We start from the raw sequence: 21,470 nt of genomic DNA on the forward strand, positions 1-21,470 counted from the left end.
GAAGCGATAGAATCTTCGACTACGTAAAAAACGAGTGTTAATATTCGAATTTTAAATCTTAAACATCGGAAGATTCTATCGGTCGTCCCGACTCCCTCCAGAATGACAATCGATTAAATTTTATAATATCAGATGACTATTCACCTACACAAAAGACGGGTATTAACTCCCTCTCCTTTGTAGGAGAGGGTCGGGGTGAGGTAGAGCGTGCGAAGAATATTATATAGGAAGTATTTTAACAATGCTCCCTCACCCCGACCCTCTCCCGGCGGGGCGAGGGAGAATACGATGACACACTTCCTGCTATATAAATTCAAAGTCATATTTTCACCAAGCCTCCCCCAACATCGGAATCGCCAAGCGTTTTCGGATTGTTTCACCTTTGAACAAAACACTTTTCCGATCCGCCTTCGCTTCGCGTCCGCCTTGGTGCTGGCGGAAATTCATTGCCTGCCAGCTGGTCCCGAGAAATAGCGTATGCTTGCCATAACGCGCCGCCATGTCGTCGACGCTGCCGAAAATTTTGAAATATTTATCTGACTTAAGCACTTCACCAAAGATATCTAATTGGCTCGGTTTGTGTTCCGCCAAGTCAGTCAGCACTATGCCAGACGCGCGATATAATTGGCGCTGATTGAAGACCTCGTCAAAACGATTGGCAATCAAACTAATCACGTCATTGGGCGAGGCCGTTTGGCGATTCATTTTTATTTCCAAACCGGCATATTGAAAGTCCTGGGTTTTTAAATAAAAAAAGAATTTCTTGGTAGCCAACTTATAACGACGAGCTTTAATAAAAGCATTTTCAACATTCTTGGAAAGTTGCGACAGAATAAATGCTTTGTCGCTTGATGGTGGCGTAAAAGTTTTGGTCTTGCTAATTGATTGATAAAGAGATTTTTTCGCCGTGTCGACATCGTTGACCACTTCCCCGTTTAATTCTTTCCAAATCTCTAAATACGGTTTGGATAAACGACTCTTGACCCAGTCAAAATCTTTTTGCGCAAAATCCAAGGCACTGCGTATGCCCAATTTATTTAAATACGCCGTTGTTTGCTGACCAATGCCCCAAACTTTATCGACGCTTAATTTTTCTAAAAAATAATGAAGATTGTGACCAGGCATAATTGTCAGGCCTGATGGCTTTTTCCACTTGGAACCAATCTTGGCCAAGACCTTGGTCGGTGCCAAACCAATGGAGAAGGTCATGCCCAATTCAGCATCCAAGTCACGTTTGATACTATCAGCAATCTTTTCGTAGGACATATTCAAGGGTCGTTGCAGGCCCGTCAAATCAGCAAAGCATTCATCAATGCTATATTCCTCCACATCGGAAGTATAGCGTCGAACAATCTCATACATCCGCACCGAAAAAAGACTATAAGTCTCATAATCGGACGGCAGGAAAATCGCATCCGGACAGATTTTCTTCATCTCCCAAAGGCTCATCGCCCGCTTCACGCCCCTCGCCTTGGCCTCATAGGTCAAAGATGACACAATCCCCCTCTCACTGCCGGTAACAACCGGCTTACCCCTCAAGGCTGGGTTTTTGGCCACTTCACAAGAGGCAAAAAAACAATCACCGTCGATGTGGAGGATGGCTTTGGGGAAATCAAACAATTTTAATGGCATATGTCTCCTTTTAAAGCAGTATATATAAATATTTATGTTTAATTTTCTAATTTTCAATTTTCAATTTTCGAAACAATTTTCAATGACACAATTTATTAATTTTCAAACACGATAATCATTCTATTTATTGTTTGAAAATTGTTTCATTGAAAATTTAATCATTGTTTTGAAAATTGAAAATTGAAAATTCGAAAATTAATCAATACTTCCGCACCACCGCCTTGACCACTGCCGAGATCTTTAATTCTTCTTTGGGATAAATCGGTTGAAAATCTTTATTTGCTGGTTCAAGGAAAATCACATTGCCTTTTTTCCGAAAATATTTAATCGTCCATTCGCCATCAACTTCGGCAATGACAATATCCCCGCTCCGTGGCGTGATATTTCGCTCGACAATCACCATGTCCCCCTCAACGATCCCCGCATCCTTCATCGAATCGCCGCGCACCTTGAGAATATAGGTCGCCTCACGATTGCCCACCAGATACTCATCGAAAGTAATCGTGTCCGCCAACTCCTCCTCGGCCGGCGACGGAAAGCCCGCCTCCACATAACCCAAAGTTCTAATCGCGCCATAAAGACTTCCTGGGCTCAAGCGCCCTTTACTATCTTTACTCAAAAAACCCTCATCCACTAAGCGATTAACCAACTTAAAAACCGCGTTCTTGGACTTATAACCCAACAACGTCATGATCTCGCTATACACCGGCATCCGCCTATTTGTCTTATAAAATTTTTCAATTTTGTTTTTCACATCCATGTCTATATAATAGGTGAACAGTCGTTCACCTGTCAAGTGGATAAGTATTATTATTATTTGATTGACAAAATCCAAATATCTGCTAATATTTAAAAATCAAAAAAGAAACAGCTCTTTCAAATTATACATATTTAGGCGAACTAGCTTGAGGAATTAAGCTGGTTCAAATAATGAATCAAAAGGGAGATGTGGAGATGAATACAACCACGGCTTTACCAAAAGAAAAGACAACGGGGGCAAAAGATTTGATTGGCAAATTTTTAAGCAGCCTCCCCTTTTTTGGCATGCATAAAGATCGACCCAGGATAAATCTATCATCTGATGGATTGCGAGTGCCGATAAAGGCGGCAGCGCCGATAAAAAGGACGGCGGCAACTGACCGTGTAATAGCCCCTGGAGTGCCCCTTCTTTCTAAAGGTGCCGAGGGAAATATACAATATTACATCATAGTTGAAGGGAAAACATTCAACGTTGACCCATGTTGCCATCTTAAAGACATCACCGAGGTTGATGAAAATTGGGAAAAAACAATTGCTATATCAAAAGGTATAACTGTCTATAGTGACCAAAGTAAAGCATTGGTTTCATACGCCAGAGCTTTTTACATCAACAACAAACAGATGCCAGCGCTGCAAAGAATCTGCCATGAAAACGGCCGAGAAATCGAAGGGGAAAACGGCAGAGAAACAATGGACATCCCAAGGAGTGAAATCTACAAACTCTTCACTGAGCAACCGACACGCGTCATGGCCGCAATAGCCGGCTTACCCCACGATTATCTAAGCGAACCCCTGCAAAAGGCGCCGGGATTTCCAATTTGGTAAAACCAACAATCACCATCACCCAGGACGCCCCCAAGCGTCCTTTTTTTTATCCAAAAAATAACACTTTACAAAATCAAATAAATCTGCCAATATATAACAAACATAAAAAAAGGAGGAATCGATGAAAAAAATAAAAATGATTGTGTTTGATTTGTACGGCACGCTGATTTTCACAAAAAGGAAAACTAGTCCGTATAAAATGTTCTTGGAAGCAATTTCCGCCCGCAATCATAAAGAGCTTGTAAACATAATCCTTTGTAGCGATTTTTTCAAAACGCCCGAAGGAGAGATTGAGCTCTTTAATCTTGGCAATTCTGTGGATGTTGAAAAATTTACAACTGATTTGCGCACCGAATTAGAGTCAACCGAGCCATACCCGGAATCAATCGAGCTGCTCAAAGAATTACGTAGCCTTGGCTATATGACTGGCGTGATTTCCAATCTAGCCACACCTTACAAAAAACCATTTTTCCAATTAGGCCTTGATAAGCTCATTGATCACAGTGTCTTTTCCTGCGAAGTTGGTCACATTAAACCGCACAAGAATATCTACACAGTAATGAGCAAAAACTCCGGCATCGCCCTTGAAGAAATGCTCATGATTGGCGACAGCCTAAGATGTGACGTGGCTGGCCCAAAAGCAGTCGGCATAAACGCCATTTTGTTGGACAGAGCCGGTTCATCCAAAGAAACAAACAAAATAAAAACGTTAGACGAAATTCTAACCATCCTCTAACCCCCTCAGAATAAAAACTGAGGGGTTTTTTATACAAAAAAAATAACCACCATTGCTGATGATTATTCTTCGTGTGGGCCGGGAAGGATTCGAACCTTCGAAGGCGTAGCCAGCAGATTTACAGTCTGCCCTCGTTGACCGCTAGAGTACCGACCCAATATCCTTTTAAAACAAAATAATGCCCTATTCCAGGGCTTATTTTACCTATAATCAAAATAACATATTTAAAATAATAAATCAATACCAGGCATTTTGTCAAAAATATTGTTAAATATCGCTATTTTTGTAAGAAAAAATCGCCTAATGGCGATTTAATCTCAAAATTATCTTAACAAATTTTAAACCTTTAGTTTCCACATGAACAACTGCCATCTGAACAACAATCGTCATCTTCGTAATCATAACCATCTTCATCCACCTCGGTAGCCATATCATAGTCGGCATCATCATAATCAGCCTCATCGTCCTCGCCCTCATCAAGCGCCTCGTCAAATTCAAAAGCGAAATGAGCTAAGTGGTGATCAGGAATATTTTTATAACGTGGAGCTGTAATCATCTTCTTTGCTTCAGCAATCCATTCTTCCTCATAGCCAATCATATCTTCTAATTGTTGCAAAGCATCTTTCTCTGTCAATAAAAAATCAGGGATATAATTGTATTGCCAAACCTCCTTCTTGTCTTTATGCTTGGCAATAATTTTATCATGCACTTTTTTCTCCAACATTAATTTATCCAATTTCATTTGAACAGCACCAGCCTCCATCATTAAGTCTTCAAGGTCAATTTTTCGTCGGCGGATTAATTCACAAAGCATAAACTCTTGATCTTCCTTTTCGCTATTTGGTTGATAATAAATAAATTCGCATTCCTCCAAGGCCATCTCCGCGTAGGCTCTTTTTTCCTCATCTTGCTCAATTTTTAAATATTGCTCAATTTTAGCAATCGCCTCTTTAGTCCCCGCGTTGGCCAATTTTTGCAATTCACCCGGCGCTAAGTCCTTAATTACTGTTCCCTTTTTAGCAGCAACTTTCTTATTGTTTACCTTAGTTTTTTTCGTAGCCATAAATTTGTATTTAATTAATAAATAACTTACTTTTTTATACTAACATACTTTTTAATCATGTCAATTTTTTCCTCCCGCGATAAATTTTTAATTCTAATTTCTTCTTTTGAGGCCAAGGATCGGTTGGCAAAATTCTGCGCATAAACAAGTCTTACTGGACGTCGGCCACTCGTATATCTTGCCCCCAAGTCAGAGCTATTATGTTCACCCACTCGCCTTTCCAAATCAGTTGTAATGCCCGTATAAAAAGTCTTATCCGCACACTTTAAAATATACACCTGCCACATGAAATTTACATTAATAACAAAAATTTTAAATTGAATACTTAGTCAAAGATTGATTAACAGAATTTCTTTTTATTGAAAAATAGATGCCAATCATAATAAAGACAATTCCGGCGAATTGATACAAGGAAAAATCTTCTCGGAAAATGCTAACCAAGAAAAGCAAACTAAATAAAGAAGATGTCATTCCCAGGGAAATGGCTTTTGATATATCCAAACGCCTAAGACCCTCATACCAAATAACCTTGCCAATACCTAATGAGATAACACCCACAAAAACAATTAATTTCCAATGACTTAAGATTGGACCAATTCCATTTCCTTGTGGCTCAAACAACAAAGCCAAAACTAACATAAAAAGGCCCCCTAATAAAAAACGCGTAAACAAAATTATCGACGGTGACACCAAATTTAAAGCCTTTTTCGCATAAAAATTACCGAGCGGAAATGTTATAGTGCTAACAACAATCAATAAATCACCAACATTTAATCGCGGGGTGCCATTATATAAAATCAACGAAGCCCCAATAAACACTCCACCCGCACCAAGTAATTTCAACCTGGTTGTTTTTTCACCAATAAAGTGTGTGAAAATTAAAGTGAATATTATTTCCGATAGCTTTAAAAAAGAAGTATTAATGCCAGACGTTTTACTTGAGCCAATAGACATTAAAAGATACGGAATTACTACAATGCAAAAAGTTACCATCAACATCGAGGCGTAAGCATTTTTATTTTTTAATTCATGTAATTCTCCTCGAGTCGCTGCATAAATAAAAGAACCACTAGCCGCCAACAAAGTTGTAATCGCGGCAAACATCACCGGTGGCACAAGTTGCGTTCCCCTATTCACCAAAATCGGAAACATTCCACCAATCGCCGCACTTACCAAGGCAAAAATCACGCCTGCATTTTCTTCTTTTCTTGTCATATTAAATTACGCTTAAACTGCCAGTTAAAAAAAGATACGCTAAATATAAAAAAGTACTATTCTGGACAATTAATAACGGAATTCCAACCACAAAATACCACTTCCGAGTTTTGTGACGAAAAGCAAACATCCCAGCATACACGCCCACACTCCCAAAAACTGTCGCCATAAAAAACAACATCCCTTCAGAAATTCTTTCCGCCCCGCTAATTCGCGACTTACTCTTATCCAAAAGCATCAAGAAAAAAGCGATAAAATTTATCGCCAAAAAGATTGATAAAATTACTAACAATTGATTGTTCATAAATACATAATATCATATTTGAGCCATATAAACAAAAAAACGGCCGAAGCCGTAATTTTATTATTTTGGAGTTAACTAGGCAAACATCTTGCTTTCCATCTCCACCCAATCATCAAGACCCTCATCCCATTTATAAGCCATCATCTGCTGACTTCTATCGGTCTTACTATAAGTATAATCTATTTTTGTTTCTGATCCAATTCGATTGGAGTAAGTTGTTTTTTTATCTAGAATTGCCGGCCTGGAAACATATTCTAATCGCATCTTCCCTAATGGACCCGCAAAAACAATATAATCAACATCAATGCCGCCCTCTTCGTCAATATGTTCACTCCCCTCATCCTCTACCTCAAAAGTATCCTTAATGTGGCTCGTGGTGTCTTTCCATCGTTCGATATCCATATTATTTTATTGAAAGTTATAATAAAATCCTTGAGCCATTGTCGGGAATCGAACCCGAGACCCCTTCCTTACCATGGAAGTGCTCTACCAGCTGAGCTACAACGGCGAATAAGCTGTAATAGCTTAAACCTCTAATTCAACAATCTCTTGTTCCAATTCAGCCAATTTTCCATTCTCCGGATCAACTTCTTTTAATTTCTCAAAAGTAGCGCTGGCTAATTCTTTGTTTTTATTTATTATACAAAGCTCAAATTTTGTGTCAAGGTAACGCGGGTTATTAGGCTCAATATTTAGAGCTTTGTCAATATAACTCATGGCCAAATCGTTGTTTTCGGAGATTTTTTCAATTAAGCTTAAATCAAAATATATACCAGCGAGTTGTCTATTATTAGTACTATCAACGCCGTCCAAGGCATAATCATCAGTATCGCTTTCCAGAAGCTTAATTACATGTTTGTATGTTTGCTTGGCCTCATTATATTGCTTTTTTTCAAAATACAAATCACCAAGACCTTGAAAAGCTTTCAGATTTTGGCTATCCATGCCAATAATTTCGATATATTTTTTTTCGGCTAAATCCTCATCATCATTCTTCAAACATTCTTCAATATCAAGAAACAAACGACTGATAATAGTCTCCTCGCTTTCCAAATTCACTTTCTTGTCTTTTTTATAATTAAGCTTATGCTCAATTAGTCTATCATGAAGATCAACAAAAAATTCCGAAATATTTGCAATCATGGGCTTAAGAAGACTTAAGGCTTGATTCTGATATTTGGAATAATTTCTTTTTATTCTATTGCTAATTATCTGTTGTTTGAATTTTGCTTCTCGCTCTTTTTTGATTGCTTCAACGTCCAAGCTGGCCAAGACAGAGAACTTTCGAATTGCAATAATAATAATTGCAGTCAGGCCGGCTAAAATCAAAATCAATGGAATTATATCGTACATAGTTAATTATTTGTTACATTTATTATTTCACTCTTCCAGCACTTCCGAAAATTTTCATGTGCTTCATAGTCACCTCTTCAATCGCCGCGACACTTGGACTCATTAGCTTGCGTGGATCAGTTTCTTTGACATTTTCTAGGCAAGTTTTTTTCAGAGCTTCAGCAAAGGCAATTTTAATATCACTACCAATATTAATAATATTAACACCTTCCTTAATGGCTTTCTTAATTTTTTGACTAGGTAGACCAGAACCGCCATGTAAAACAAAAGTTCTTCTAGTTTGCTTTTTAATACTTTTCAAAAGTGGAACAATAATATCCTCATTATCATAAACACCGTGTGCCGTGCCAACTGCCGCGGCGATTGTATCCACGCCAGTCTTCTCTACAAATTCAACTACTTCTTCTAATTTTGCAAGTTGAATACCTTCAAGTTGTCCACCAATATCACCATGGCCGCCCATGATTGCACCAACCTCGCCCTGTACCCAAACGTTTTTCTTATGAGCAATGGTGACAATTTTCTTCGTAATTGCAATATTTTCTTTTAAGGGCAAATGTGAACCATCCATGTGCACTGAGGAAAAGCCAGCCTTGATACAAGCTAATACAATGTCTGGATTCTTGCCATGGTCAAGATGAAAAGTCAAGGGCACCTTGGTTGCACTTGTCTTAGCCACCGTTGTCACCAAGGCCACAAAAGCCTCTAGGCCCATATATTTTATTGCACCTTCTGATACTTGAATAATTGCCGGCGAACCCGCTCGCACAGCCGCATTAGCCACGCCCAAAATCGATTCTAAGCCGTGAACATTAAAAGCGCCTACGCAATATCCCCCTTTTTCTGCATTTTTTACTATTTCTTTGATGTGTACTAACATAAATATTTATTTAATAATCGCTTTCGCTACTTTATAAAACTCTTCGACATCAAGACTGGCGCCACCGACTAGTAGGCCGTCCAAGTTGTCCAAATCCACAAAACTTTTTACATTTTTGCTATTAATACTGCCACCGTAAATAATTTTAAAGTTATTATTAACTATCTTCATACCAAACATATCGTTTAGTGTCAAACGGATAATTTTGTGCGCATATTCAGCTTCAGTTGGCTCAATCGCCGTACCAGAGCCAATTGCCCAGATTGGTTCATAAGCTACTACGATTTGCTGATTACCAACAACATCAATTCCGCTCAAGGCTTGCTGTATTTGATCGAACAAAACGTAATCACGACGATCAGTTTTTCGCTCATCCCAGTTTTCACCAATGCAAACAACCGGTGTTAAGTTTTCCATCTGCAAGACCGCCTTGACTTCTTTATGAATCATTTCATAATTAACCATCAAAAATTTACGACGCTCTGAGTGACCAATAATAACATATTCGCAACCAGCCTCAACCAATAAACTTGGGGAAATTTCACCAGTATAAGCACCATTCTCCTCCCAAAAAACATCTTGACCGCCTAATTTAATATTACTGCCTTGCAAAACATCTCGCACGCCTAATAAAGAAATAAAATTTGGACAAACGGCAATTTGCTCTCCATCCATATTTTTAAACTTTGCTTTAATTTTTTTAGCTAAGTCTAATGACTCTGCCAAACTAAGCTTCATCTTCCAATTTGCGATGACGATTTTTTCGTTTTTCATATTTTTTATATTATTAATTAATTATTCCAAGAAAAATTATTAAACGCCCATTTGGCCAAGTTGTGCGCTTGATAAAAGCGTGATGCTTTTTCGCTATCATCCAAAATTACCGAGATAATATTTTTATTTTTATCATCAACAAACTTACCTACAAAACAATAACCGGCTGAATTGGTAAAACCAGTCTTGCCGCCAATAACTCTAATCCCATCAGTAATTTCATCGTCCAATAAAATATTCGTGCTTTTAGCAATAACCTCACGTCCATTTTTTGTTTTAAAAATATATTTATCCTGCGCCACAATCCCAGCAATCACTTCATTGGCAAAAGCCAAGTTAGCCAACTTGGCCACATCAAGTGCTGTCGACAGATTTTGCTCTAAACCAATCGTGTCAATAAAATTCGTATCAGCCAAACCATTCTCCTTGGCAAAAAGATTCATTTCTATTACAAACTCTTTTACACTTAAGTCACTGGCACTTACCAAGGCCATCGTCGCCATATTATCCGATGACACCAAGCTCAAATTCAAAAGATCTTTAATCGTCACTAAGTCACCCGTACGCAGGTGCAACAAGCCACCCTCAACTCGATCCTCTTTTTTTACCTCATAGACGCTATCCAGGCTTAAATTCTTTTTTAAAAAAACTAACGCAGTTGCCAATTTGGTAATACTGGCAATTGCAACTTTTTCTGTCGAATTTTTATCGTAAATTGTCGAGCCGCTCTTGCAATCAAGAACCACCGCCTTGCCAGTTTTTAAATTATATTCAGAGCTACTAGCATTCTTTGTTGGTGGTAAATTTTCATCAACAATGCTCGGTAAAAAATTATTTTGTGGCTCGATGTTACTGTCTACCTCTCCATTGGACGCTTCTTCACTCACACCCAAGACAATACCGTTCTTATCCAAACTAGCTTCAAGGGAGTGATTGGAGCCGGATTTGCCATAGACAAAAATGCCAAACACAAAAAAAATGATTGTAAATAATGATAAAGTCTTACGCATGGGGATACGTATCAACCGCAAGTTTTAAGCTGCAAGTTGAAAATTTATTTTTATTAAATTTTATTTCTCTTTATAATTTTTTCTTACTAATTTTCCTCTTTTTTTTCTCCCAAAATTTCGTCCAAATTCATATCTTTGCTTAATCGTTCATAATCAGGTAATTCAGTAATGTCATTTATGCCCAAATGTCGTATGAAGTCAAAGGTAACACTATAATAACTCTCGCCATCCTCACTACCCTCCTTTGACTCAATTAAGCCACGCAGTAATAAGTTCTTTAAAATGAGCGAACAATTAATACCCCTGATTCGATTCAAATCTGCTCGAGAAATCGGTCCGCGATATGCAATAATGGTCAAGGTCTCAAGACTAGGACGACTCAATTCGCCCGTGGTTTCATCTTTGATTAATTCGCGAATCAAACCAGCATTGTCTGGTGCTGTTACCATTTGATATTTGGCGTGGTCTTTAACTATCTGCATACCTCGCCCACTCTCACGATATTCGGCCAGCAGCTCATCGCCAGCTTTTTCTAATTCGCCTACCTCAACCTTGATCAATTCCGCCAGATGACTAATTGCAATCGGCTTAGCTGAAACAAATAACAGCGATTCAATTTTTGACTTCAATTCATTCATTGTTTTAATCTTAATTCACAACTCTCGAGATTGTAATCTCGCCAAACAAATCCTCCTGGTCTAAAACCAGCTCGCGTTGTCGCATCAACTCCAAAACTGCCAAAAAACTAACCACAACATCCGCCTTCGAACTACAATTTTCAATTAATTTATCAAAACTGGTTTTCACTTTATTCAAAAACATCTTTTGGATGTTGGCAATACGCTCCTCGATACTAACCTTATATTCCAACACCTCTTCAGTTAATTTTTTCACTGGCTTAATCCTGGCTAGTAACTCCTCGAAAGTATTTTTTAAATCAATCATCTTTAGATCCTTGGGTGGTGAAAAAGAATTAGTGTTATTCAAAATCGCTTTTTTATTAAACTCACGTACAAACATAAATCGCTGTGTCGCCAAAATATCCTCAACACTCTTAGCTGCTTCCAAATATTCTTTATAAATCTTCAATTGCTTTTCAAACTCTTCCAAGTCTTCTTCTTCCTCCTCGTCCTGTTGCAAGAACGGCAATAAGGCTCGTGACTTAATATACAAAAGTCGCGCGGCTATAAACAAAAAATCAGCCACGTCGCCAGGGCTTATTTGGGTTGATTTTTTTACAAACTCAACATACTGATCCGCAATCGCTGCCAAACTGATTTTCGTGATATCCATCTCCTCTTTTTCTATCAATTTTAGCAATAAATCCAAGGGACCTTCAAATTTTTCCAAGATTATTTTCATATATACTTATACACATATTATACATTAATATGAATATAAAAACAAATTTCACCATCTTGAATATTCCTTTATAACACAAAAGATTCGACCATCTTATCGACTATCGAATCTTTGTACTTTTTGTTTAATTTTACAGAAAACCTACCGAATAGCTTCCATTTGCGTTGCCTTCGGATTTTCAAATATTTTCTGCGTAAAGCAATATCGACCAGCATCATGGTCCCAAATTACTTGTCCATAATAAGTAATATTCTCATTCGCTTTTTTATTTGAGGCCTTAAAGACGGAACATGTTTCATAATGTGTCGCATCAACAACCTTGTACTCAAATTTTTCTTTACTAATCGGATTAACAAAATCTTTTTCTTGCAAAGCGTACTCTTTTATCAAGATTGAAAAATCGTTAGGCAGTTTGCCCTTCTCGGTATAATAACGATCCAAATAACTATGGACATTATTCAAATTATTAATCACCTGCTCATCCATCTTTCTGTCTCTGGTCTGCGTTGGTGTCTCCACCACAAACAAAGCACCCACAAAAGAGATAACCACTACGGCCAAGGCGGCCCAGAAATAAATCTTTACCACTTTATCTTTTTTGTCTTTAATTTCCACCCTCTTTATGTCATAAAAATAAAAACCAAAAATTGCTCCCGAAATCACCAATGACGTAAGCGCTTTTAACAAAAACTTCAAGGTCAATTCTCCGTTTAAAAAACCGTTCAGGGTGCCGATTAACCAACCAATCACCACAAATGAAGAAATTAAAATAATAAAATAACCAAGCCATTTTCTAATTGGCGATTCTTTGTCCAATTCACCCGTGAATAAATTCTTCATGATTTGCATAGTGATAAAGAAATAAATCGGCGCCGAAATAAAAATCACTGAAATCACCGACTTCATCACATCGTCAGAATACGTCCCACTATACTGATTCACTACATCAACAATATACTTGTTGATAATCTGAAAAATCACCGTCCCCGTCGACATCGCCATCGCAATCAAGGCCACCAAGCTCAGGATGTAATAAAAGGCAAACTTTGCCGCGTTGTTTGAGTTCATAAAATTGTTTGAGATAATTAACATGGTTATTTGTCTCATCAACAAATAGTTTGCCAATTTATCCTTTATTTAATTAACAATTTAAATAATGCCAACTACTTGATTTATTAATTCCGCCCTTGACCGTCTGTATCCACTCAACTTCTTCAAGGCTTGTTTTTCTTTTTCTGCTATAAACCGTTTAACAACCATTTCTTTTTGCGCTTTATCAGCTTGATCAGTATCAACAACCAATCTTCCCAATTCTTCATCATTAATATTGTACCCACCTTTTCTCAAGAAACCTATTACCTCTTTGTAACCATCCCGGTCCTCACTAAATCGATCCATCAATAATGAAATTCTAGTTTTTCCTTTTTCCAAAAAAGATCTCTTATCGGCAATTTCCAACCAAACATCCTTTAACTCATCAAGTGCTTTTTCATTTTTTATTCTCCCTCGATATTCATCAATTTTTAACAACTCCTTAAAAACTTTTAAACCTTCAGAAATATGGGCGGTGCCAATATCCAAATTAGGCACTAAATCATAGTTAGCCAAATTGGCCACATTTTTTTGATTCCTAATATCTTCAGACATTGCCTGGATTTTTTTCTGGAAAATTTCTTCTGAATCATGAACCAAAGCCGTAATCTCATCACCGCCATGACGATAACCATCAAAACCATGACTTTTAATCTTTTCGCTGATATTTTTTAAAAGTTTATCACCAACACTGTGTCCTGCCTCGTTTGCCAATGAAAGATAAGAGACGTCGCTCATCATTACTGATAAGTTAATATGCCGACAATCATCATCTAAGGCCTGAATCGCGCTTATTACCTTGTCATTGCTAATCGCTACATCGCTATCAAGACCAAATATAACGCGCAAATCCTCGTCCATTTTTTTAAAAAGTTCTTTTCTAATTTTAAATCCAGTTACATCATCAATTAACACATCCTCATATTTTTTTTGCAAATCCTTGGCAGACTGCTTATCATTGAAAATTTTCTCCTCAAGCATGTCATTTAAGTCCTCCACCTCTATGGTGTCTCTATATTGTTCGGCAATCCAATTATTCTTAACCGCCTCATAATTAGCATCGCTTGTTCGTTCATTATTTTCTTTGTCATAAATTTCAGCCAAGTCTGTCATTGCTTGCTGTTTTCTTTTTTCGATATCACTTGTTTTTGCAGGAGAAGATTCTGCGGAAAATTCTTTTGTCATATATTTTTTTTAAAATAAAAATAGGCAATTATCTTAATATGATAACTGCCTATAGTTTAGCATTTTCTTTCAAAAAAACAATATCCTAAGCAATTCTGCCAAACATCGGATCCTTGAATAATTGCTGATATTTCCCATTTTTATTGCGCATGAGACCGCTAAGCCAGTTGTGCAGGTCAGACTCATCCATCCTGCCAAAATCAACTTTCAGCTCATCGGCTGTTTTTTGGCTCAGATTGGCAAAATCTTCTTCAATTTTCCGACCTTTCATGGACGCTTGAATCAAAATATCAAAAATTTTGTCCTCCACATCAGGAAAGCGAGTTCTTAAAAAATCAAACAAATCCTGGCCAATATGGTTCATACACACCTCCTATGTTATTTTTATTATAAAGAGCGATAATAATTAAGCGCTTTTATCTTTATCTTTTAAGCAAAGATTGTCAAGGGCGTGCGTCAAATATATTAAAAAACGCTACGGGGTTTATTTGGACCCCGTAGCGTTAAACTACTGACAACTTTTACCTATCTCTGTTTGCACTTTTTCAAATACACCTATTAATGTTTCCTTTGTGACCTGATCTGCTGTCTGTAATTCATCCCAACCCTTGGCGACATGATTGCAGACAACATTTAACAAAAAGTTCAACTTGTCTATTTCCGCCATGGCCGACGACAAGCGCTTATCCTGATCATCAATCACTTGTCGAAAACCCGTATTCTGGTCTTCAAGTTTTTTATTCAAAACAAGCTGTGCTTTTTGCTCGTTACTTCTTGACAAGGCTTTGATGTGAAGGAATAAATTTCGACATTTTTTCACATCAATCTTTTTGGCATTTTCCAGATTTCCCGCCAAACGCATCTGTTCTTTGAAAATGGTTTTATCAGCCGACATATTCCAGTCTGTTTGTTTTAAAAATAAATCAAACAAAGCCTTAAATGTCGCAAACTCAAGAGAAATTTCATTAGTACGCATAAAATATTCTATCTTCTTTTGAAAAATCTCTTTCTCTCTCCACTCCATCGGCGTCCCAATAATCTCCTGGGCCCGTCTAAACGCCTCAAACCTGGAAATCGACTGCTCTTTTTGCAATTTATCAGCCAGATATTCCAAACTTCTTTGAAGATTGAAAAAATCGGGGTTCATAACCAATGAACCACATGAAGCTGATGCAAAAAAATCGTAATCAGAATACTCTCTTGCCACTTTTTCAATAATCGCCGTTTGGTGCTCTGTGACAGCATCAATTAACCCAAGCTTTGCCTCGTTAAAATTTTGGGCAAGAAGATCGACTTTAAATCTTTCCGCAAACCCCACAAAGAAATGGTCTATCTTGCTTTTTGCATTGATAATTTTTTCAATACAATCCTTAGCTAAATCCATCTCCGAATCAGCAAAAGCGATAATCATCGCCTCCCTATCAGCAAAGTCTGAACAATCCATCAAAAACATCTGATCATGCAACTCGAGTTTTAAAAGCTCATCAATTCTCAAAGCTGCTGCTTCGGACGAATTAGCCGTTGCTGGAAAATAGCTTTCAGACAAATTAATTCTTCCGCCTTTTTTTGCAACTCCGACTATCGAAAACTCGTCACCGCTCTTTGCGATTGGAAATATATCAACTTCATCTTCAATCCGTAGATGCGCACAAGTGCCCCGATAATAGGCATTAATATACGCTTGAACATTTTCGATGGCGATATTAATACATGTCCAGGTCTTACTCAAATAAACATTGCCATTCTGGTGATCCCAGGTGTCATTAACAAATTTAACCCCATCGCCATCCACCTCAATCAAAAAAAGATTAAAATTTCCGCTATTAATATGACTTCGAATAGACTGTTTAGCAAATTCGAAATTACGCGCTGGGGGATATTGTCCTGTTTTGAGAAAATTACGGGGATCAATATAATCCTTTTCATATTTTTGGATTATACTATCCACAATATTCCTCTTTCTTCTTGTTAAAGGACAACATCGAAACAAAGAAGTGCTAACATCATCTTTCACCTTGTCACGAATAGAATCATCCGGCAAAATGGCAACACTTAAAGCTTTGTCTAAATACCCGCGAACAGACAAGTGGTAAAGCAATAGTAAATATTTTTTTAGCAGACCCATCTCGTCTCCTCCTATTGATAATAATAAAAGGAGGGTGTCATTTGTTTCCAAATGCACCCTTCTTAGTGAGCAAGACTCCCTCTTCAACTGTTGGCGATAACCAATTTAGCCTGATCAGCTAATTTCCTTAACTGCTCAGCTTTTTCTCTGATATAAGTTATGACATACTGTGACATGGCAATCCTCCCGGTTTATTATTTTATTTAGTTTTTTATTGTAGAATCCACATATTTACAAACAATCAAAATTGCTTTTAAATACGTGAACTCTACAATCAACATTATAAAAGAACATAACCAATCCATTTACTGTTTATTTCTTTGGTTTTTATTTTTGTATAAGTATCTTACGTTAAAAAATGTTGGATTACAATAGCCTTTTACGGCTATTTCTGCACATTCCTTACCAAGATTTTACACAGAGTTCTTCACAATGTTATACCCACTTTATTCAGTTTTCAAGGCACATCTAGTCGATAATTGAGTACTATACCTTGTTTGTTTTATTTTGTCAATTTAATGAATTTTTTATTTATATTTAAATTTTTATTTCTAAGTTTATTGTAACACCTCCCAATTAACAACTCCTTAAACAAAGATTAGGGTTGTATTAAATGCTATTTTTACATCACAAACACACTCGTACCTCATCTTCATTATCACCATACCCGCTCCACATTAAACTAAAATTAAAAATCGCAGTATTGACTACTGCGATTATTCGTGTTACTTGCAACACGCTTCAGTAAAACAAAATAAAGAAGGAGATAATTAAAATCATTATCTCCTTATTTCCTGTTTTTTTCAGGAGGCTCTAAAAAGCTGGCTCAGAAAAACTGAGCAGTTTGCGATCAGTAACTCCGAGATGATACTGCACTTTTGTTACCTGGTGTGGATCGCGATTCTGCTTTACTCTATCCAGTTTTCGCTTCAGGGCGATTTGTTGTTTCACTAGCGCCATAAATCGTCGTTGCGATCCGTTTAAGCCGTTACCTATATCCATGATCAATCCCTCTCCTATTAAATTTTGTTGCCTCTTTTTATTGCCAAAACCAGATAAATGTCCACGATCATGCATACTACCCATCCCCTCCTATCTCATCTTTAAAAATTAAAAAAGCCCACAAAAGCTTAATAATCTTTTTACTTCATTAGCACCTCCTTTTTAGTTTAAAAGAACAATATAAAACCACTCTTACTGGAGTGGTTTTGCGTCTAATCTTATTTTATCTCATTAACCACTCTTTCTAATCACGAAGAAACAAGCCCAACAATTGGACTTTCTTAATAACTAAGACTGTGAAAAATTTATTTCTCATATGGTTACCTTTATTTTAATCTTATCTTAACTTTTGTCAACGCAAAAATATTACCTAAATATAAACAAAAAACTGCTAAAAATTTCTTTTCAGCAGTTTTTTTGAAGTTTATCCACAACTATTCCAAAATACCATCCAAGTTTACGTCATATAATATTTCATCTTGTGAGAATTTATAATCAAAGACTTCGTTGTCATTAAACCAGATTTTGGTTTCTCTTTGTGCCTCAGCGACAGCATCTGAACAATGAATTAGATTACGCACAGCACGACCATCAACACCGGCAAGTGCATATGAATCTAAAGTGTAGTCGCCACGAATAGTGCCGATGTCAGCCGTCAACGGCTCTGTGCCACCAACTAACTTTGTTACCACGCCCACAGCTTGGTTGCCCTCCAAAACCATCGCCACTACTGGACCAGCAGTCATAAAGGTTGCCAATTGTCTAATAATATCTTTACCGTATTCAAGCGCTTCTTTTTCCACGGGCACACCAGCCGCCTCTCTGTCCTTAACAATGTTCTCGCCTTTCTTTTGAAACCAAGCGTCATCCTTATTATAATGACTAAAGCATTGCGCCTCAGTCGGCACAAACAATTTCATCGCTGCAATTTTCAAACCAGCTCTTTCAAATCGCTTGATAATTTCTCCCACTAATGATCGTTGCACGCCATCAGGCTTAATAATTACAAATGTTCTTTCTTTTTTTGGATGTTGCATAGATGTGTTTATCTAGTTCTAAAATAATTCAATGAATAATTTAATAGAATAGTTGTTGCTTATTATTATAAATTTAAAACTCTACTTCAAATACTTCTTTACTTCTGCACTAACCTCAGTTGGTGTCAAACTTGCTTTAACTAAATAACCATTAGCGCCCATTTCTTCACCCTTCTTTTTATCTTCCTCTGTTCCCAAATTGGTTAATAATATGATTGGCGTTTTTAATTTTTTATTTTTTCGAAAATCCTCCAAAACGGAAAATCCATCCAAACCTGGCATAATCACATCCAAAAGAATTAAATCCGGCTTTTCTTGCTCCACCATTCCGATCGCCTCGATACCATTGGCCGCCAAAACAACTTCGTAACCATCTTGTGCGAGTTTAATTTTGTACATACCAGAAATCATTTCATCATCTTCTACTATTAATATTTTTGCCATACTTTTGTAAATTCAAATATAATTTTCTTAATAAAATTATTATAGCATTATTTATTGATAAATCAAGGGCTACTTTCTTTTTTTTCTATGTCCTGCTAAAATCAGGGCATGGAGAAATTTATTTTACATACCAATTTTAAACCAACTGGCGACCAGCCTAAGGCAATTAAAGACCTGACCACTGGCTTAAAAAATAAACTCAAAGAACAGACCTTATTAGGTGTCACTGGCAGTGGCAAGACTTTTACCATGGCCAATATTATTAACAACGTCCAAAGGCCGACTCTGATCATCTCCCACAATAAAACCCTCGCTGCTCAACTCTACGGCGAATTTAAACAATTTTTTCCCAACAATGCTGTCCATTATTTTGTATCCTATTACGACTACTACCAACCAGAGGCCTATCTTCCCCAAACAGACACCTACATTGAAAAGGAGGCGACCATTAACGAAGAAATTGACCGCTTGCGCCACTCAGCCACGCAATCACTACTTAATCGTGATGACGTGATTATCATCGCCTCCGTATCTTGTATTTACGGACTTGGCTCAAAGGAAGACTACCAATCACTTTGTGAAAAATTCCAACAAGGACAAAAAATCAAACGCAACGATATCCTGCGTAAATTGATCAAGATTCAATATGAACGCAATGACCTTACTTTTGCTCGCGGACAATTTCGCGTCAAGGGCGAAACGATTTTTATCCATCTCGCCACTGGTGAAGCGATTGTGCGCATTTCCATGGCTGGTGATTGGATTGACGAAATTGCCCTATTTACCATCAAGCCGGATGTTAACAAGATTATTCAGGCTAATGATTTAAAAATACGCGATGGAAAAATCTTAAACGAAATCTCCATCCTTCCTGCTAAGCATTTCATGACTCCCGAAGAACGCATAAAAAAAGCCGTCAGTAATATTCGCGCTGAATTAGTTAAGCGATTAAAAATATTATACAAAGAAGAAAAAATAGTGGAAGCACAACGCCTAGAACGGAAAACCAATTATGATTTGGAAATGATTGAAGAGGTTGGCTATTGCAATGGTATTGAAAATTATTCCCGCCACCTTACTGACCGTCCAGATGGCTCATCACCGGAAACTTTGATCGATTTTTTTCCCAAAGATTTTTTAATCATGGTTGACGAATCCCATGTCACCATTCCTCAGATCCGCGGCATGCACGCAGGTGACCAATCCCGTAAACAAACTCTCATCGACTTTGGTTTTCGTCTCCCCTCAGCCAAAGATAATCGCCCACTTAATTTTGAAGAATTTAATGCCAAGGTCAATCAGATTATTTATGTTAGTGCTACCCCATCAGAATATGAGATCCATCGCTCTGCCCAAATTGCCAAGCAAATCATCCGCCCTACCGGATTGCTCGACCCAGGCGTAGAAGTGCGACCAAATGAAGGCCAGATTGATGACCTGATTAAAGAGGTTCGAGCCGCGACGGCCAAGGGCCAAAGAACTCTCATCACCACTTTGACCAAAAAAATGTCAGAAGCTCTGACTGAACATTTGGCCGAGCAAGGTATCAAAGTGCAATATCTGCACAGCGATGTCGAGACTATGGAGCGCGTGGAAATCCTCCGTGATCTGCGCCAAGGTCGCTATGATGTTCTCGTTGGTATTAATTTATTACGCGAAGGTCTCGATCTCCCAGAAGTTTCCCTCGTTATTATTATTGACGCCGACATCGGCGGCTTTCTCCGCCACGCCACTGCACTCATGCAAACCATGGGGCGCGCCGCGCGCCACTCCGAAGGTCGCGTTATTATGTATGCAGACAAAATGACCCCAGCAATGAAATATGCTATCACCGAAACCAAACGTCGTCGCAAAATTCAAGAAGCCTATAATTTGAAGAATAATATTACGCCGACGACAACCAAGGCTGGTCTTCACGAGAGTATTACGCAGTATAATTAAAAAAGAAGACTATTGTTGGCTCCATAGTCCCCCGCGTGGGCTGTGGAGCCTTAGTGCAATTAAATTATTTTCCGTTTTATTTAATTGTAAATTTAACTTGTGTTATAACAAAAACCTTTAACTATCTAATTTAATCAAACTATTATCATTTAATACTCGATTCCGCGCCGAAGAATACAACCAATCTTCAGACATACTCACAAAGCCTCTCTTGACGGGATTATTATGTATATAATTCAATTTTTGATTATAAAATATTTCCGTAGTCATCACTTCTGGATAATTTTCTCTTTGCCATATTTGATTTTCATAACCCTCTTTTTTCCTAAAACTATTATCTAACAAATTTTTTATATATTTTCTATTATCAGTTTTTAATAATTTCAAAATCTCCCTAGTTGTGTGTTTTTTAAAATCACTAACTATCTGTGACAATTTAACCCCGTCCATTGCTCGACATATCATATGGATATGGTTTGTCATTATTACATACTCAAACAACAATAGTCCTTTATTTTTTTGACAATATTTTAAACTATCAATAATTACATCAAAATATTCTGTCTTTGTAAATATATCTATCCACTCAATTGTAGTGATAGTTATAAAATGTGTATCGTCTTCATTTTCTATATTAATTCTAAGGGTTGGCATAATATTATTTAATAATTACAATATTGTTGGCTCCATGCAACCGCGTCCCGGTGGAGCCGAACTGCAATTACTTAAAT

General features: G+C 37.4%; 24 protein-coding genes and 2 tRNA genes. 3 read left to right on the forward strand and 23 right to left on the reverse strand.

What is annotated here, in order from left to right:
• Positions 1–327 precede the first annotated feature (327 nt).
• Together KKD45_02330 and lexA are read right to left on the reverse strand one after the other, a co-directional pair.
• Positions 328–1,632 carry a DNA polymerase IV gene (locus KKD45_02330; protein ID MBU4309340.1) on the reverse strand — a complete coding sequence of 435 codons (1,305 nt, stop codon included), beginning with the start codon at positions 1,630–1,632 and terminating at the stop codon, positions 328–330.
• Positions 1,633–1,831: 199 nt separating this feature from the next.
• Complete coding sequence (lexA, locus tag KKD45_02335; protein ID MBU4309341.1) at positions 1,832–2,392, reverse strand: transcriptional repressor LexA; 561 nt, start codon at positions 2,390–2,392, stop codon at positions 1,832–1,834.
• 170 nt (positions 2,393–2,562) lie between these two features.
• Between lexA and KKD45_02340 the strand changes: the two genes are divergently transcribed.
• Both KKD45_02340 and KKD45_02345 read left to right on the forward strand, forming a co-directional pair.
• A complete protein-coding gene (locus tag KKD45_02340; GenBank protein ID MBU4309342.1) occupies positions 2,563–3,216 on the forward strand; it encodes a TusE/DsrC/DsvC family sulfur relay protein in 654 nt (217 codons plus the stop codon).
• Positions 3,217–3,337: 121 nt separating this feature from the next.
• The gene (locus tag KKD45_02345) at positions 3,338–3,952 is read left to right on the forward strand and encodes an HAD family hydrolase (protein ID MBU4309343.1); all 615 of its coding nucleotides are present in this window, start codon (positions 3,338–3,340) and stop codon (positions 3,950–3,952) included.
• 74 nt (positions 3,953–4,026) lie between these two features.
• Here KKD45_02345 and KKD45_02350 read toward each other — a convergent pair.
• From KKD45_02350 to KKD45_02445, 20 genes are all read right to left on the reverse strand, one after another.
• Positions 4,027–4,108, reverse strand: a tRNA-Tyr gene (locus KKD45_02350).
• Between the two features lie 190 nt (positions 4,109–4,298).
• Positions 4,299–5,015 (reverse strand): hypothetical protein, encoded by a 717-nt coding sequence (locus KKD45_02355; GenBank protein ID MBU4309344.1) that lies wholly within the window; start codon positions 5,013–5,015, stop codon positions 4,299–4,301.
• Between the two features lie 26 nt (positions 5,016–5,041).
• Entirely contained in the window at positions 5,042–5,302 is a 261-nt protein-coding gene (locus tag KKD45_02360; GenBank protein ID MBU4309345.1) for a GIY-YIG nuclease family protein, read from the reverse strand.
• A gap of 25 nt (positions 5,303–5,327) precedes the next feature.
• A complete protein-coding gene (locus KKD45_02365) occupies positions 5,328–6,230 on the reverse strand; it encodes a DMT family transporter (GenBank protein MBU4309346.1) in 903 nt (300 codons plus the stop codon).
• Between the two features lies 1 nt (position 6,231).
• A complete protein-coding gene (locus KKD45_02370; GenBank protein MBU4309347.1) occupies positions 6,232–6,534 on the reverse strand; it encodes a DUF1294 domain-containing protein in 303 nt (100 codons plus the stop codon).
• Between the two features lie 75 nt (positions 6,535–6,609).
• A complete protein-coding gene (locus KKD45_02375; GenBank protein ID MBU4309348.1) occupies positions 6,610–6,936 on the reverse strand; it encodes a hypothetical protein in 327 nt (108 codons plus the stop codon).
• A 33-nt stretch (positions 6,937–6,969) separates the two neighbouring features.
• Positions 6,970–7,042 (reverse strand) — tRNA-Thr (locus KKD45_02380).
• A gap of 17 nt (positions 7,043–7,059) precedes the next feature.
• Positions 7,060–7,887: a hypothetical protein gene (locus KKD45_02385; protein ID MBU4309349.1), complete on the reverse strand. Its 828-nt coding sequence runs from the start codon at positions 7,885–7,887 to the stop codon at positions 7,060–7,062.
• Between the two features lie 22 nt (positions 7,888–7,909).
• Complete coding sequence (locus KKD45_02390) at positions 7,910–8,767, reverse strand: class II fructose-bisphosphate aldolase family protein (protein MBU4309350.1); 858 nt, start codon at positions 8,765–8,767, stop codon at positions 7,910–7,912.
• Between the two features lie 6 nt (positions 8,768–8,773).
• Positions 8,774–9,541 carry a triose-phosphate isomerase gene (gene tpiA, locus KKD45_02395; protein ID MBU4309351.1) on the reverse strand — a complete coding sequence of 256 codons (768 nt, stop codon included), beginning with the start codon at positions 9,539–9,541 and terminating at the stop codon, positions 8,774–8,776.
• A gap of 17 nt (positions 9,542–9,558) precedes the next feature.
• A complete protein-coding gene (locus KKD45_02400) occupies positions 9,559–10,551 on the reverse strand; it encodes a serine hydrolase (protein MBU4309352.1) in 993 nt (330 codons plus the stop codon).
• Positions 10,552–10,637: 86 nt separating this feature from the next.
• The gene (scpB, locus tag KKD45_02405) at positions 10,638–11,189 is read right to left on the reverse strand and encodes an SMC-Scp complex subunit ScpB (protein ID MBU4309353.1); all 552 of its coding nucleotides are present in this window, start codon (positions 11,187–11,189) and stop codon (positions 10,638–10,640) included.
• Positions 11,190–11,199: 10 nt separating this feature from the next.
• A complete protein-coding gene (locus tag KKD45_02410) occupies positions 11,200–11,913 on the reverse strand; it encodes a segregation/condensation protein A (protein ID MBU4309354.1) in 714 nt (237 codons plus the stop codon).
• Between the two features lie 141 nt (positions 11,914–12,054).
• Positions 12,055–12,981, reverse strand: coding sequence for a hypothetical protein (locus tag KKD45_02415; protein MBU4309355.1), 927 nt, complete (start codon positions 12,979–12,981; stop codon positions 12,055–12,057).
• An 81-nt stretch (positions 12,982–13,062) separates the two neighbouring features.
• Positions 13,063–14,190, reverse strand: a complete 1,128-nt coding sequence (locus KKD45_02420) for a diguanylate cyclase (protein ID MBU4309356.1) — start codon at positions 14,188–14,190, stop codon at positions 13,063–13,065.
• A gap of 85 nt (positions 14,191–14,275) precedes the next feature.
• Positions 14,276–14,554, reverse strand: coding sequence for a hypothetical protein (locus KKD45_02425; protein MBU4309357.1), 279 nt, complete (start codon positions 14,552–14,554; stop codon positions 14,276–14,278).
• A 144-nt stretch (positions 14,555–14,698) separates the two neighbouring features.
• Positions 14,699–16,315: a hypothetical protein gene (locus tag KKD45_02430; GenBank protein MBU4309358.1), complete on the reverse strand. Its 1,617-nt coding sequence runs from the start codon at positions 16,313–16,315 to the stop codon at positions 14,699–14,701.
• 813 nt (positions 16,316–17,128) lie between these two features.
• Positions 17,129–17,392, reverse strand: a complete 264-nt coding sequence (locus KKD45_02435; protein ID MBU4309359.1) for a hypothetical protein — start codon at positions 17,390–17,392, stop codon at positions 17,129–17,131.
• Positions 17,393–17,751: 359 nt separating this feature from the next.
• Positions 17,752–18,354 (reverse strand): nucleoside-diphosphate kinase, encoded by a 603-nt coding sequence (locus KKD45_02440; protein MBU4309360.1) that lies wholly within the window; start codon positions 18,352–18,354, stop codon positions 17,752–17,754.
• An 81-nt stretch (positions 18,355–18,435) separates the two neighbouring features.
• Positions 18,436–18,798 carry a response regulator gene (locus tag KKD45_02445; protein ID MBU4309361.1) on the reverse strand — a complete coding sequence of 121 codons (363 nt, stop codon included), beginning with the start codon at positions 18,796–18,798 and terminating at the stop codon, positions 18,436–18,438.
• Between the two features lie 108 nt (positions 18,799–18,906).
• On the opposite strand from KKD45_02445, the gene uvrB reads away from it, so the two are divergent.
• Entirely contained in the window at positions 18,907–20,739 is a 1,833-nt protein-coding gene (gene uvrB, locus KKD45_02450) for an excinuclease ABC subunit UvrB (protein ID MBU4309362.1), read from the forward strand.
• A 117-nt stretch (positions 20,740–20,856) separates the two neighbouring features.
• On the opposite strand, the gene KKD45_02455 is transcribed toward uvrB, so the two are convergent.
• Positions 20,857–21,393, reverse strand: coding sequence for a transposase (locus KKD45_02455; GenBank protein MBU4309363.1), 537 nt, complete (start codon positions 21,391–21,393; stop codon positions 20,857–20,859).
• Positions 21,394–21,470: the final 77 nt, after the last annotated feature.

The sequence above is a fragment of the Patescibacteria group bacterium genome (assembly GCA_018897195.1).
Lineage (GTDB): Bacteria > Patescibacteriota > Patescibacteriia > Patescibacteriales > UBA12075 > JAHILH01.

Excerpts from the sequence above, each read along its gene's own strand:
- KKD45_02330 (MBU4309340.1), bottom strand. The coding sequence starts at position 1,632 with ATGCCATTAAAATTGTTTGATTTCCCCAAAGCCATCCTCCACATCGAC.
- lexA (MBU4309341.1), bottom strand. The coding sequence starts at position 2,392 with ATGGATGTGAAAAACAAAATTGAAAAATTTTATAAGACAAATAGGCGG.
- KKD45_02340 (MBU4309342.1), top strand. The coding sequence starts at position 2,563 with ATGAATCAAAAGGGAGATGTGGAGATGAATACAACCACGGCTTTACCA.
- KKD45_02345 (MBU4309343.1), top strand. The coding sequence starts at position 3,338 with ATGAAAAAAATAAAAATGATTGTGTTTGATTTGTACGGCACGCTGATT.
- KKD45_02355 (MBU4309344.1), bottom strand. The coding sequence starts at position 5,015 with ATGGCTACGAAAAAAACTAAGGTAAACAATAAGAAAGTTGCTGCTAAA.
- KKD45_02360 (MBU4309345.1), bottom strand. The coding sequence starts at position 5,302 with ATGTGGCAGGTGTATATTTTAAAGTGTGCGGATAAGACTTTTTATACG.
- KKD45_02365 (MBU4309346.1), bottom strand. The coding sequence starts at position 6,230 with ATGACAAGAAAAGAAGAAAATGCAGGCGTGATTTTTGCCTTGGTAAGT.
- KKD45_02370 (MBU4309347.1), bottom strand. The coding sequence starts at position 6,534 with ATGAACAATCAATTGTTAGTAATTTTATCAATCTTTTTGGCGATAAAT.
- KKD45_02375 (MBU4309348.1), bottom strand. The coding sequence starts at position 6,936 with ATGGATATCGAACGATGGAAAGACACCACGAGCCACATTAAGGATACT.
- KKD45_02385 (MBU4309349.1), bottom strand. The coding sequence starts at position 7,887 with ATGTACGATATAATTCCATTGATTTTGATTTTAGCCGGCCTGACTGCA.
- KKD45_02390 (MBU4309350.1), bottom strand. The coding sequence starts at position 8,767 with ATGTTAGTACACATCAAAGAAATAGTAAAAAATGCAGAAAAAGGGGGA.
- tpiA (MBU4309351.1), bottom strand. The coding sequence starts at position 9,541 with ATGAAAAACGAAAAAATCGTCATCGCAAATTGGAAGATGAAGCTTAGT.
- KKD45_02400 (MBU4309352.1), bottom strand. The coding sequence starts at position 10,551 with ATGCGTAAGACTTTATCATTATTTACAATCATTTTTTTTGTGTTTGGC.
- scpB (MBU4309353.1), bottom strand. The coding sequence starts at position 11,189 with ATGAATGAATTGAAGTCAAAAATTGAATCGCTGTTATTTGTTTCAGCT.
- KKD45_02410 (MBU4309354.1), bottom strand. The coding sequence starts at position 11,913 with ATGAAAATAATCTTGGAAAAATTTGAAGGTCCCTTGGATTTATTGCTA.
- KKD45_02415 (MBU4309355.1), bottom strand. The coding sequence starts at position 12,981 with ATGAACTCAAACAACGCGGCAAAGTTTGCCTTTTATTACATCCTGAGC.
- KKD45_02420 (MBU4309356.1), bottom strand. The coding sequence starts at position 14,190 with ATGACAAAAGAATTTTCCGCAGAATCTTCTCCTGCAAAAACAAGTGAT.
- KKD45_02425 (MBU4309357.1), bottom strand. The coding sequence starts at position 14,554 with ATGAACCATATTGGCCAGGATTTGTTTGATTTTTTAAGAACTCGCTTT.
- KKD45_02430 (MBU4309358.1), bottom strand. The coding sequence starts at position 16,315 with ATGGGTCTGCTAAAAAAATATTTACTATTGCTTTACCACTTGTCTGTT.
- KKD45_02435 (MBU4309359.1), bottom strand. The coding sequence starts at position 17,392 with ATGCATGATCGTGGACATTTATCTGGTTTTGGCAATAAAAAGAGGCAA.
- KKD45_02440 (MBU4309360.1), bottom strand. The coding sequence starts at position 18,354 with ATGCAACATCCAAAAAAAGAAAGAACATTTGTAATTATTAAGCCTGAT.
- KKD45_02445 (MBU4309361.1), bottom strand. The coding sequence starts at position 18,798 with ATGGCAAAAATATTAATAGTAGAAGATGATGAAATGATTTCTGGTATG.
- uvrB (MBU4309362.1), top strand. The coding sequence starts at position 18,907 with ATGGAGAAATTTATTTTACATACCAATTTTAAACCAACTGGCGACCAG.
- KKD45_02455 (MBU4309363.1), bottom strand. The coding sequence starts at position 21,393 with ATGCCAACCCTTAGAATTAATATAGAAAATGAAGACGATACACATTTT.